Origin of the sequence: Alkalihalophilus marmarensis DSM 21297 (assembly GCF_000474275.2) — a bacterium.
Lineage (GTDB): Bacteria > Bacillota > Bacilli > Bacillales > Bacillaceae_D > Alkalihalophilus > Alkalihalophilus marmarensis.
On sequence record NZ_ATAE01000033.1, the window covers coordinates 37,041 to 49,864 of the forward strand.

The window sequence follows — 12,824 nt, forward strand, 5'->3', positions numbered from 1 at the left end:
CACTCCTCATATCTCTCCTTTACTCATCCATCGCCACACGCAGTACTTCTTCGATTGTTGTTAACCCTTGCTTTACTTTGAGCAAACCATCATCTATTAAGAAGATCATCCCTTGTTTCATCGCATAATCACGGATCGTGCTCATTGATTTGTTGTTCATCATCATTTGACGAATATCATCGGTTACCATTAATACTTCCTGAATAGCCAGTCTTCCTTTATACCCTGTCGCATTGCAAGACGGACAGCCGCTCCCTCTTTTTACTTTAGAAGGTTTGATGCCGCGTTTTTCAAACAAATTCCGCTCCATTTCAGTTGGCGTAAATTCTTCTGCACACATCGGACATATTTTTCTCACAAGACGCTGCGCTACAATACCAGATAGCGAAGAGACGACTAAATACGGCTCGATCCCCATATCAATCAGACGAGGAATCGTTGCAATCGCGCTGTTTGTATGAAGTGTGCTTAATACGAGATGTCCCGTCAGAGAAGCTCGGATTGCTATTTCAGCGGTTTCCGTATCACGGATTTCCCCAACCATGACGATATTAGGGTCTTGTCTTAATACCGATCGCAGGCCGGCAGCAAATGTCAGCCCTACTTGAGCGTTCACCTGCACTTGATTAATGCCCTCAATTTGATATTCAACCGGGTCTTCAATCGTAATAATATTCACTTGCTCTGAGTGCACGTGGTTAAGTGCTGCATACAGTGTTGATGATTTACCAGACCCAGTAGGCCCCGTAATTAAAATAAGCCCCGACGGCTGTTCAATCATTTTAAGAAACCGTTGATGATTAATTTTATTAAAGCCGAGTTGTGAAAGCTTATTCAGCGTGCTGCCAAGGTCTAAAATCCGGATCACGACCTTTTCTCCGTACACGGTAGGCAGTGTTGAGATCCGCAAATCAATCGGTGTCATTTGAATCGATGTCTTAATCCGGCCGTCTTGTGGGAGGCGGACTTCTGTAATGTTTAGGTTCGCCATGATTTTCAAACGGGCTACAAGTGAATTTTGAATCCGCTTTGGATACACCCGCTCCGTTTTTAAGACCCCGTCCACACGGTAGCGAATAACTATTTTCTTCTCCATTGGATCAATATGAATATCACTCGCTTTTTGAACGAGACCCGCTTGTAAAATTTGATTAACAAGCTTTATGACAGGAGCATCTTCCTCATCTGCATCAGCAGGATTCGCATTTGCAAGCGCTTCTAGATCCTTTTCATCGAGTTCTGCCTGCAAGAATGCATCGTCTAATTGATAATGGCGTTCAATCGCTTGTTCAACCTCATCTTTTGTCGCAATAGCCGCCTCTATTTGAAACCCCGTCGACATTCTCAGATCATCTATCGCATAGTAATCCATCGGATCGACCATCGCGACATACATCATGTTCCCTTCTTTTTTAAGAGGGATCAGTTGATTTCTCATCGCAAATTCTTTTGGCACCATTTTCATCAATGAGGTATCAATTGGGTAACGAAAAAGGCTGACATGCTTGATGCCAAGCTGGACCTCAAGTGCTTCAATCAGCTGTGCTTCTGATATATAATTTAATTCTAAGAGGGCATCACCTAATTTCTGCCCTGGCTTCTTACTCCCAAGCGCCTGCTTTAACTGCTCGCTTGTTAAAAAGCCGGCATCTACTAATAAATCCCCTATCCGTTTACGTACACGAGCCATCTTTATTCACCTCTATTCTTCACCCTTCACTTTAGGCTTCTCTGACTCACCATTCTCATCGTGGGAAGTTCCATTATCAGACTGTTCCGGGACTTTGTTTGTATCGTTTCCATTTCCGTTTCCACTCCCGCTTCCACTACTGTTCCCATTGTCGTTTCCACTCTCAGACCCATCAGCACCCTCATTTCCGCTGCTTGGTCTATCAGATGGCGGGTTTGCCTCACCCGAACCATTATCTACCGGCGGTACAGGAGTTATGACTGCATCTCCTCCTGGCGGCAATGGGTATATGACAGACGGCGGCAGAGCTGGGTTAGTGTCCTCAATCAGTTCTTCGTCAACAGGCGTTTCTTGTAAGCTCCACTCTTCAATTTTGTGCTGAGGCGGGTAGTAATCAATGCCGATTTTCTTTTTCACAATGACGTCGCCGTCTAACGAGCGTTCAATATGATACACATGAACAGAATATCCTGGCGCACCCTCACTTATAACCTCTTTATCCCCAATGCGGCGGTCAGGTGAGAATTGAACGATTGTACGCGGAGCGATCTCCTCTTGCTGCTCTAGTAACAGCTGATAGTCATGGATAAAGGATTTTCCAATTAACTCAATTGATAGTTGACTGTTTTCATAGCTCGTTTGCAGGACATAATCATAGTAGTTAGGGTTGTATACTTTAAAATCCATCGATTGAGCCGACACACTTGCTGCGTAGCCTGCTTCGGTGTAAGCCGGCAAAGTCAGCCCCGTATGACGTTCAACGACTTGAATATTCGTCTGGCCAAACAATTGAAACAGGGCAGCTGCCAGCATATCGAGTCCTTGACTATCAACTAAAGGCTGCCTCAGCTCTCTGAGCGTTTCTTGCACAGAAAATACACTTCTTCCGCTTACTTCATAGCCGTTTAATGCCTCTGTCCATTGCGGCAGATAAGTAGATTCCACCTGAGAAAGCTGCACGGATGCCACACTCACCTCTTCTAATTGAAAAGCTTGTTCAAAATGTCTGCTCAATTCAAATGACACTCGCTTCTCCTTCATCGACTGAAGTTCTTCTTCAATCGATGAAGCCAAAGAGTCGTAATCTACCCACTCCGATATTTGATAGCGGGAAAGAGACTGGACCGCATCACGCAAACGTTGTTTATTCACAACAGCATGAATCTCTGCCTGCCTTTTTGAAGCAGCTTCCGTTAGAGCCTGATCGACTTGAAATTCAATGACATCACTAGGCAGGATGGCTGTTTCTTCAAATAGATATAGAGAAAGACTCGCCTGTTCGTACCATGTATTCACTTCATCTTCTATTATTTGTTTGGCCGCGCTTTGCTCCATACCGGTTACTGATACACCAGCAATTTCCGTCCCTGTTTCATAAGCACCTTTCTTCCACCACAAGTCTCCCAACACGGCCGATCCGCCAACTGTGACAGTAAAAAGAAAAGCAGTAGATCCTATAAGAAGCAAAAAAGCGCGCAAGAATGGTTGCTGCATCAACATTCGTCAGTCCTTTTTATCGTCATTTTCTAATTCCTCAAACAATCGCTGTCTCGCCGTTACGAAGTCTTCTTCAGTATTTTTTTGTTCATAGTTTGCAAGATTTTCCTCATTCGTTTCATCTCTACGTAGAGGTGATTCGTCACTCATCCAATCATCCTCTGGTGCCACTCGTATCGGTAGCTCATGATCATTACTTTCTTCATGGCTTTCTTCTATTGATGAAGCAAGACCTAATCTGCTTATACCAAGGTCCTCGTCCTCTTCCATTGAATCGGTCTCCTCTTCAGTCAATAAACTTTTGGGGCGATGTTCAAAGAAATCAAATATGTCTTCTTCTACGTCTCCCTTTTCATCTAGAGCCGTTGCAGATTCATCCATAGCTGTTTCTTCTGATTGCGTGATTGGTTGGTTTTCTTCTTTTTCATTAGAAGGTGGTAGTTCTTCTTGTCTGACCTCTTCTAGCATAGCTGCTGATTCGGTTTCTCGAAGCTTTTTTTCAGGAGCCGTACTAAAAGAAAAGACTGGCTCTCCCTTTTCAGAGTGACCTTCCGTTTCTGCCGTTTGCTCCTCTTCCCATTCGTCTATCTCAAATTGCTTTCCTAATACGGCAATAAACAACAAAAGCAGTCCCATAAAAGCTAACGCAGCAATCATCCATGTATAAAGAGCAGCGAGTAAAAGCGTTAAACCAACAAGTAAACTTGAGATCATAATTACTTGAACGCGCTGCTTCATTGAAAGGTTAAAAGGAACCTTCCAGAAAAAAATAACGAGCAGTATCATACCTGCTGCTAACATTACGATCGGATACATACGAGTTAACGTCTCCTTCTTCTTCAAATCACTTCCATTTTCATTCCATCATTCTATAAAAACTGACTATCATCATAGTATGATAGTCACTTCATCTCCTTAAGTTGATGATAGTAGATCAACTGAGACCAAGCAAGAAAAAAATTGAAAAAGAACGAAATGATCATAAAAGAGTCAGATTTTCCCTAAATTAAGAGAACCACATTTCTTTTCTTAGAAATGTGGTTCTCTTTTCTCTTATTTATTTTCTATTAAATGCGGAGATAAAGCAGTTGATTTCTTCAGCCACCTTCTCACATCTGATACAAAATACAGTGAGCCTGATACGATAATGATTTCATTATCAGTTATATTTGCAACAGCATCCTTTATCGCTTCACTCCATGAAATAGACATCCTCTTATGCGGCACTAATGCTTGTTCATACAACTCACGCTCAGAAGCGGCTCTGAAGAAATCAAAAGTTGTAAACGTGAAATCTGCATCCATGGTCTCAAAAGGAGCGAGCAGTTTTTTCATATCCTTTTCTTTCGTTGCAGCCATAACGAGCTTATAATGCTTATCTGGATAATGAGAGGTCAGCGTTTCAGCGAGTGCGCTCATCCCCTCCTCGTTATGAGCTCCATCAAGAATGATGACCGGCTCCTTGTTGACCACTTCAAACCGTCCTGCCCAGCTTGCGTTTTTCAACCCCTTTAACACGAGGTCTGTATCGAGTTCAATAATTCCCAGCTCTCCTAGCGTGATCATTGCTTCAAGTGCTAGTGCGGCATTATTGCGTTGGTGATTGCCAGCCATTTGAATTGTGCAAGTGTCGAATGAAAGACGTTGCGAATAGAAAGAGAACATCTGACTTGTTGCATTTCGTGTGATAAGTACTTGTTCAAAGTCTTCATTCAACTGTTTCAGTGCAGCCTTTTCCTCCGCTGCTTTTTCTTTCAGTACTTGTTTTGCCTCTGGTTGACTGACACCAGAAATAACCGGTTTGCAGTACTTTATAATCCCAGCCTTCTCAAATGCAATGTCCTCAAGAGAATCACCCAAAATATGCATATGATCATGACCAATGGATGTAATGATCGATAGCAGAGGATCAATCACATTGGTAGAATCAAGCCTGCCTCCAAGCCCTACTTCTACTAACACGAAATCCGGCTTGCTTACTGTTGCAAAGTATAAAAAGCCGATTGTCGTAATCACTTCAAACTCTGTTGGAGAACCTAGTTCGGTTTTCTCAAGCTCTTCTACAAGCGGCTTCACTTTACTCGCACACTCAAGTAAGTCATTGCCTGGGATCGGCTCGCCATTAACAGAAATCCGTTCTTCAAAACATTCAATATATGGTGAAGTAAAGGTACCGACTTTATAGCTGCTTGCTTCTAACATATGACGAAGATAGCTTACGGTTGATCCTTTCCCATTTGTTCCTCCGATATGAATCGTTTTTAATTCTCGCTCTGGGTGTCCGAGACGCGCAAGCATCCACTCCATCCGCTTTAAGCCTGGCTTTATTCCAAAAGGCAGCAAGCTATGAATCCATTCTATAGACTCTTCTACATTTCTCATGCTACAACTCCCCTATCTGTCTGTGCGCGATCAATCTACTATCTCTCATTATAGCGATGACTCCTCTATCAATTCAATAACTGCATCTATTATCTAATAATTACCTCTCGTCTTAACAGAGGAATAAAAAGAAGCCGCCAATCTCTATAAGATCGACGACTCAATGAATACTATGCTTTTAATTCTGCAATACGCTCTTTAACGGTTTCGCGTTTCGCTTTGTAATCAGCTTGTTTTGCTTTTTCTTCTTCAATTACTTTTTCAGGAGCTTTAGCAATAAAGCCTTGGTTGCTTAGCTTCTTATCTACACGCTCTACTTCTTTATCTAATTTCTTAAGTTCTCCTTCTAAACGCTTAATCTCAGCATCAAGGTCTAAGAGTCCTGCTAATGGGAGGAATAATTCAACACCTGTCAAAACTTGAGACATTGATTTTTCAGGAGCTTTAAGGGCTGTACCTAATTCGAGCTTGCTTGGGTTACAAAATTTCTCAATGTAGCTCTTGCCACGTTCTAATTGAGCGAGTGTATCTGCATCCTTTGCACTGACAATCAGCTCAATTTGCTTACTCATTGGTACATTTAATTCTGCACGAGTATTACGAACCGAGCGGATCATTTCTTTTAGAAGCTCCATATCTTTTACTGCATCTGCGAAGATATATTCTTCTTTACGCACAGGCCATTCTGCAACAGTGATGGAATCGCCTTGATGCGGCAAATGCTGCCATATTTCCTCGGTAATAAACGGCATAATCGGGTGAAGAAGTCGCATTGTCTGATCAAGCACATAAGCGAGAACAGAACGCGTTGTACGTTTTGCTTCTTCATTATCACTATTAAGAGGTAATTTAGCCATTTCGATATACCAATCACAGAAATCATCCCAAATGAAGTTATACAATAGACGGCCTACTTCACCGAACTCATAAGCATCAATTAAGCGTGTCACATCTTCTGTCGTTTCTTGAAGACGAGTTAAGATCCATTTATCTGCAATAGATTTTTCACCGCTTAGATCGATCTCATCATACGTTAATCCGTCCATATTCATTAGGGCAAAGCGTGAAGCATTCCAAATCTTATTGCCGAAATTCCAAGTAGATTCGACTTTTTCCCAGTAGAAACGTAAGTCATTTCCCGGGGAACTTCCTGTAGAAAGGAAGAAACGCAGGGCATCTGCACCGTATTTGTCGATAACATCCATTGGATCAACACCATTGCCTAATGATTTACTCATCTTACGGCCTTCTGAATCTCGAACAAGACCATGAATTAATACATCATTAAATGGACGCTTGCCTGTAAACTCAAGACCTTGGAAGATCATACGTGATACCCAGAAGAAAATAATATCATAACCAGTCACAAGGACATTCGTTGTATAGAAACGCTCATAATCAGCAGCGTTTGTATCCGGCCAGCCCATTGTTGAAAACGGCCATAATGCAGACGAGAACCATGTATCTAGTACATCATCATCTTGCTTCCAGTTTTCAGGATCTTTTGGAGCTTCGTGACCTACATACACTTCGCCTGTTTCTTTATGATACCAAGCCGGAATACGGTGTCCCCACCATAGCTGACGAGAGATGCACCAGTCACGAATGTTCTCCATCCAGCGTAAATATGTTTTCTCAAAGCGATCTGGAACAAAATTCACTTTATCCTCTGATTTTTGCAGTTCGATTGCTGCATCAGCAAGGGGCTGCATTTTTACGAACCATTGGGTTGATAAATAAGGCTCTACTACCGCGCCGCTTCGCTCAGAGTGACCGACTGAATGAGTATGCTCTTCAATTTTGAAAAGAACACCTGCTTCTTGAAGATCTTTAACGATTTGCTTACGGCATTCAAAGCGGTCCATGCCATCATATTTTCCAGCTTTCGCATTCATTGTTCCATCTTCATTCATCACAAGAATGCGCTCTAGATTATGGCGGTTTCCAATTTCAAAGTCATTCGGGTCATGGGCTGGAGTGATTTTCACTGCACCAGAACCAAATTCCATATCTACATAATCATCAGCTACAATCGGAATTTCGCGGCCTGTAATTGGAAGAGTAACTGTTTTTCCAATTAAATGCTTGTAACGCTCATCCTCAGGATGAACTGCTACAGCTGTATCCCCAAGCATCGTTTCAGGGCGGGTCGTCGCAACTTCGATCTCTCCGCTTCCATCTGTTAGTGGATAATTCATATGATAGAAGGCACCTTGTACATCTTGGTAAATAACCTCAATATCAGATAGTGCTGTTTTCGTTTGCGGATCCCAGTTGATGATATACTCGCCGCGATAGATTAAGCCTTTTTCATAAAGCTTAACAAATACTTCATTAACTGCTTTTGATAAACCTTCATCCAGCGTAAAGCGCTCGCGTGAGTAATCTAGTGAAAGACCAAGCTTTGACCATTGGTTGCGAATAAAGTCTGCATACTCTTCTTTCCACTCCCACGACTTTTCAAGAAACTTTTCACGGCCAAGGTCATAACGACTTACACCTTCTTCGCGGAGTTTCCCTTCTACTTTCGCTTGAGTCGCAATACCAGCATGGTCCATTCCCGGCAGCCATAACGTATCATAACCCTGCATTCGTTTAACGCGAGAAAGAATATCTTGTAACGTCGTATCCCATGCATGACCTAAATGTAGTTTTCCTGTTACGTTAGGGGGTGGAATGACGATCGAATACGGTTGTTTTTTTGAATCTCCTGTTGCTTCAAAATACTTGCCCTCTAGCCAGTATGAATACCATTTTGATTCTGTTTCTTGCGGATTATACTTTGTAGGCATTGTCAGCTCTTTTTTCTCCATTAAGTATCCCTCTTTCTTTGCTCTAACTTATTCATCCATCTTTATGAAAATAGAAAAAACCCTCTTCCTCCAAAGGACGAAGAGAGTTTGTATTCGCGGTACCACCTTTGTTTGCAGCTGCCATTTAACCTACTTCAATAGTAAGCATTGCGGCTGCACACTTCATTTGATAACGGCATCTAACCGACCACGCTTACTAATCGTTCAGCGGGGCTGCTCCTGGGCGACATTCAATTCCTACATCTTAAGAAATCTCACAGCTAATGATTTCTCTCTCTGAAAGGTTCAGAATTTACTCTTCCCATTCTACGCATCTATTTTCAACTGTATGGTTAACTGTATAGGTTAACTCATGTGGTTAACTTAATTGTGTATTCCCGTAGGACAATTCTCATCTATTTTAGCTTGTTTGTTATTCATTCGTCAATATCAGCTTTTCCACTCTTGCTAAATCATATACTAATCTATGTACAAAACCTAAGAAGCGCTACGGCAGAATGTCTAAAAGCAGCTTGCACACATACTGAGGCATACGCATAGAGTACAGTAATGAGAGATTGGTTTAAAGATTGGTTTAAAGATTGGTTCGAAGATTGGTTCGAAGATTGGTTCAATTGAAGGAGGGCTCAACATGATGGGCCGAAAATACCGTCGTCATTATCATCGTCCCCCTTGGTGGCTTAAAATACGAGCGATGTTTGCCCAGATATTGCTGCCGTTAATCTGCTTTCAATTTTTACGTACTCTGCTGTTTCCAACGACTTTTGACGTTATCTTGCTTACATTAATGTTCGTTCTATATTGTTCTCTCTTATTAAAGTTATTCTAGCTTAATAAGAGAGTTTTTTTATAAAAAAACGTTCTCTACGCTTAGGCAGAGAACGTCAGCTTCCTTCTGGCGGAATAATTAATTTTTGGCTTAATCGTTGGACTTTACGCAAAGAGATGAGTCTTTTTTCTAAACGTTGGACATGCTGCAGCTCGCTAAGCTCAGAACGCTTATTAATGTATGACTCGACAGCAAACACTACTGGTTCTGGAAACATTAAATACCCGCAAAGCAGCTCTTTCTCTTCATCAAGTAAAGGCAGATGGCGCTCATATCTCATAAACCACCTTAATACCTCATCTTCATTCCACATCGTATAACGAAAATTTTGACGGCAGAAGCTGGCTAGGTCTCTAGCTGGCGTATCGACGCTGGCCTTTTCAAAATTTATAACTGTTGGTTCATTTTCCATATTGAAAATGGCATGTGCACGAGAGATCCGTCCGTGGCATAAAACCGTGCGGTACTTTTCTTTTTCAAGACATGCTTCATACCAGTTTTGCAGATGTTCGCTCGCTTTAACAGCCATTTGATCAAGCATATGCGCATGAGTGATAAATGTCAGCTCAAACGGCGACATATAATTTTTTCGTTCTACAAAATCAGCAAAGCGATTCAGCTCAAGCCGCTTCATTTCCCATCTTTTTTGCAGCTCATTAAATGACTGATCTACTTGTTCTTTCACAAACGTTTGTGTTTTTACTGTCAAGCGGTGAATGACAGCCATTTGTGTAGCGAGCTTCTCCTCTTGAGATTCCCGGCCCATATATTCTACTCCCTCATACCAAGGCATCACATAATACGTATGAGTATTTGTGGCAACCGTATACTCCCCGTATTTTGTCGGCATGATTGGGATTGCTTGTTTATAATTTAATTTCGATAGCTTTCTCATCGCATGGATAAATTCATCCGCTTCCATCCGGTTCATCGTTGTTTCTTTCAGGGCAAATATTCCTCTAGATGTGGTAACTTTTTTGACCTTGCCGAAATCTTCAATATGATCTGGGTAAAGGTCGTAATAAAATAAAATAGAGGCATAGGGACTAACAACGTGTTGCCTCATGTAACCACCTTCTTTTGTTCATCTATCCACCTAGCTAAAATAACGACAAGATGTTTAGCAGCATCCCATTCAAGCGTCATCTGTGTAAGCTTCTCTTCTATTTCTCGTTCACTGCGATTGCTCATCAGCGCATTCGCTGCGCTTGCCCATTCATAGGGTTCAAGACATTCTTGAAGTAGGAGCAATGCTTGATCTTTAGTAAACCCTTCTGTTTGTCCCATCGAATGAATGAGATCTCTCAGGGAGTTGGTACCATTCTCTTTATGCCACTGCAGTAAGAACGATCGTAAGGAATGATAGCCTAATTCTGGTTCTTCATTGGTACCTTGCCATATTAAAACATCATAAATGCATCTGGCTTGCTTTGCAGTATGAATAGGGTCTAGGACTGGCTTTTTAATATGGCTTACTTTAACCGAAAGAGCTTTTGCTTTCTTTATACGCTCTAGGGCTTCTTTATGGTATTTTCTCATCTGAGCTTGAATGTCTTGTCTTAATCCATTTAACAGAATAGGATTCCAATGATCGTCCTTCCATTCAACTTTTGGGTCAGCCGGTCTTCTAACAGCTTGTTCACCTTTTGTTTGAATGCCGTTCGTGATCATTAGTCCAAATAATACCCCCCATGCTTGTTCGTGACCTAGCTGCGGATATGGCTCTTCTAATTCATCATGAAGAGTAATCCATTGGTCGCGCCATTTAGCTGAGGCTTCTTCCTCTTTGGTGCGAATCATGCGATCACATAAAACAAGCGGTGTTTGGGTGCAGTTGTCACGCCATTTGATATGCCAGTCAAGTAAGGAAGAATCCGACCAAGAACGAATTCGTTTCCGTCCTTGGTCGGTAAAGATGACTGCCTCATTAATAAATTCAACCTGCTTAAATCCATATTGTTTTTTTAGCCAATCCACAAGTTCTATCATAGCAGCTCCTTTTAGGACTTGGCGCTTGTTGGAATATAGAGAATTTGACCTTCTTCCACTTTCTCTTCTGTTAATTGATTCATGCGAGCAATTTGACTCGTACTGATGTTGTAGCGGTCAGCAATCGTATTGATGGTTTCATTCGGTTGAATGATACACATTCTCCATTTAGAAAAGCGCTCTTCACCTTTAGTCAGCATTTTTGTTAAATACAATGCATTCTCTTCACGCGGTTTATTTGCTGCAACAACTTGCTCTGCTTCCTCTGCCTCTGCTGCTTCTGCTTCTGCTTCTGCTTCTGCTTCAACATAAACAGGCTCTGGCGCTCTTGCTGCCATTTTAGTTAGAGGACCAACCGATTCTTCCTCCGCTTCTACTACTACCTCTTGTTCAATTTCTTCTACCTCTTCCACCATTTGTTCTTCTACTTGTTCCTCTACTTGTTCCTCTACTTCTACCTCTTCTACTCTTTCTTCTGCCGCCGGTTCAACTTCATCTTGCCGATCATCTTCTACCTCATATTCCATATCTTCTTCCATATCTTCTTCCACATCTTCTTGCCCTTCATCTACTACTTCTATTTCTTCTTCATATACGTCAGCTTCTTCTTGCTCTTCTGCTCGTTGTTCCTCTTCAGCTTCTTCATAAGCGTCCTCACACTCCGATTCATCTAGCTGCCCATCGAGTTCATAGTCCTCAACTTCGTGATTCTCCACCTCAACCCGCTCTTGTGGCTCAACTGCTTCTTCTGTTTCTTCCTCAGTAGGCAAAGGCTGCTGATAACCGTATTGTGAGAAGGCTGATGGCTGCCACATTTGTGTTTGCGGGGGCTTCGCTCGTTGTTCTGGATGAAATTGCGGCGGACTAATTAACTGTTCGTTTGAACCCGCTCGCTTTGCATCAAATGCAAAAGATGGATCTACGCTTTCCTCTTTCTTTACCTTTTGTGCTGTAGGAGGAGCCTCTCTCTTTTTTGCAACTTCTTGATGCTGATTCATTCCGCTGATACTTATATCTGCAGTTAATTGAATGCAGCTTCTCTCAGGCAGATCATAATCGAACGAATCGATTTGAACATAGACATCATCTAAATTATGAATTCTGCTGATTGGGATCGTTACGTCAATAGGAAAGAAATGAGTGATTTTCCCGGTTCCATCCTCACTCAGTGAGACATCACCGACAGAACGAAAGGCAACTTGGTCTTCAATTGACCCTTCAAGGTCAATTCCTGATTCCGTTTTTGCAGGATGGTACTCACCAACTAACCTTAGGCCGCCTTTAATATAAACATGATGGTCCCTCTCCTCTATGGAGATATCTGGTTCAAGCGACATGCCTACAATCTCCTGTACTTCTTGCCCTTTATTTAACCAAACTGATTCCTCAATTGAAAACGATAGCTTCGTTGGATGTTCTTGTGTCACATTACATTCCTCCTCTAACATGATCAATCTACAACCGCTTATGTCTACACTATTCAGTACAATATCACTTTATGAGCAAGCCTTTGTAAATATGACCACAGTTTGAAAGAGAAGAGGTTTCAGTCCATATCGAGTAGGAGGAGGCTATTAGCCTCCGACCTCTCACACCACCGTACGTACGGTTCCGTATACGGCGG

Annotated in this window: 9 protein-coding genes and 1 other annotated feature; of the genes, 1 reads left to right on the forward strand and 8 read right to left on the reverse strand. The window is 42.0% G+C overall.

Annotated elements, in window-relative coordinates:
* Window positions 1-19: 19 nt before the first annotated feature.
* From A33I_RS12195 to A33I_RS12215, 5 genes are all read right to left on the reverse strand, one after another.
* A complete protein-coding gene (locus A33I_RS12195; protein WP_022628693.1) occupies window positions 20-1,690 on the reverse strand; it encodes a GspE/PulE family protein in 1,671 nt (556 codons plus the stop codon).
* Window positions 1,691-1,702: 12 nt separating this feature from the next.
* Window positions 1,703-3,190: a VanW family protein gene (locus A33I_RS12200; protein ID WP_022628694.1), complete on the reverse strand. Its 1,488-nt coding sequence runs from the start codon at window positions 3,188-3,190 to the stop codon at window positions 1,703-1,705.
* 3 nt (window positions 3,191-3,193) lie between these two features.
* Window positions 3,194-4,003 (reverse strand): hypothetical protein, encoded by an 810-nt coding sequence (locus tag A33I_RS12205; protein ID WP_022628695.1) that lies wholly within the window; start codon window positions 4,001-4,003, stop codon window positions 3,194-3,196.
* Between the two features lie 237 nt (window positions 4,004-4,240).
* Complete coding sequence (locus A33I_RS12210) at window positions 4,241-5,569, reverse strand: bifunctional folylpolyglutamate synthase/dihydrofolate synthase (protein ID WP_022628696.1); 1,329 nt, start codon at window positions 5,567-5,569, stop codon at window positions 4,241-4,243.
* Between the two features lie 170 nt (window positions 5,570-5,739).
* A complete protein-coding gene (locus tag A33I_RS12215) occupies window positions 5,740-8,382 on the reverse strand; it encodes a valine--tRNA ligase (protein WP_022628697.1) in 2,643 nt (880 codons plus the stop codon).
* Between the two features lie 69 nt (window positions 8,383-8,451).
* Window positions 8,452-8,700: a binding site (T-box leader), on the reverse strand.
* Between the two features lie 313 nt (window positions 8,701-9,013).
* Here A33I_RS12215 and A33I_RS12220 point away from each other — a divergent pair.
* Complete coding sequence (locus A33I_RS12220) at window positions 9,014-9,211, forward strand: hypothetical protein (RefSeq protein WP_022628698.1); 198 nt, start codon at window positions 9,014-9,016, stop codon at window positions 9,209-9,211.
* A gap of 55 nt (window positions 9,212-9,266) precedes the next feature.
* Here the strand turns inward: A33I_RS12220 and ysxE are convergent, their stop codons facing one another.
* From ysxE to spoVID, 3 genes are read right to left on the reverse strand one after another with little or no spacing between them, the layout of a single operon-like run.
* Complete coding sequence (gene ysxE, locus A33I_RS12225) at window positions 9,267-10,277, reverse strand: spore coat protein YsxE (protein ID WP_022628699.1); 1,011 nt, start codon at window positions 10,275-10,277, stop codon at window positions 9,267-9,269.
* Window positions 10,274-11,200, reverse strand: a complete 927-nt coding sequence (locus tag A33I_RS12230) for a hypothetical protein (RefSeq protein WP_022628700.1) — start codon at window positions 11,198-11,200, stop codon at window positions 10,274-10,276. The genes ysxE and A33I_RS12230 overlap by 4 nt, the downstream gene beginning before the upstream one ends.
* 11 nt (window positions 11,201-11,211) lie before the next feature.
* On the reverse strand, window positions 11,212-12,627 hold the full coding sequence (gene spoVID / locus A33I_RS12235; RefSeq protein ID WP_022628701.1) for a stage VI sporulation protein D: 1,416 nt from the start codon (window positions 12,625-12,627) through the stop codon (window positions 11,212-11,214).
* Between the last annotated feature and the right edge of the window lie 197 nt (window positions 12,628-12,824).

Bases quoted from the DNA above. Each gene is read 5' to 3' on its own strand.
- A33I_RS12200 (WP_022628694.1), bottom strand. From the start codon at position 3,190: ATGTTGATGCAGCAACCATTCTTGCGCGCTTTTTTGCTTCTTATAGGA.
- A33I_RS12215 (WP_022628697.1), bottom strand. From the start codon at position 8,382: ATGGAGAAAAAAGAGCTGACAATGCCTACAAAGTATAATCCGCAAGAA.
- A33I_RS12210 (WP_022628696.1), bottom strand. From the start codon at position 5,569: ATGAGAAATGTAGAAGAGTCTATAGAATGGATTCATAGCTTGCTGCCT.
- A33I_RS12220 (WP_022628698.1), top strand. From the start codon at position 9,014: ATGATGGGCCGAAAATACCGTCGTCATTATCATCGTCCCCCTTGGTGG.
- A33I_RS12205 (WP_022628695.1), bottom strand. From the start codon at position 4,003: ATGTATCCGATCGTAATGTTAGCAGCAGGTATGATACTGCTCGTTATT.
- ysxE (WP_022628699.1), bottom strand. From the start codon at position 10,277: ATGAGGCAACACGTTGTTAGTCCCTATGCCTCTATTTTATTTTATTAC.
- A33I_RS12195 (WP_022628693.1), bottom strand. From the start codon at position 1,690: ATGGCTCGTGTACGTAAACGGATAGGGGATTTATTAGTAGATGCCGGC.
- A33I_RS12230 (WP_022628700.1), bottom strand. From the start codon at position 11,200: ATGATAGAACTTGTGGATTGGCTAAAAAAACAATATGGATTTAAGCAG.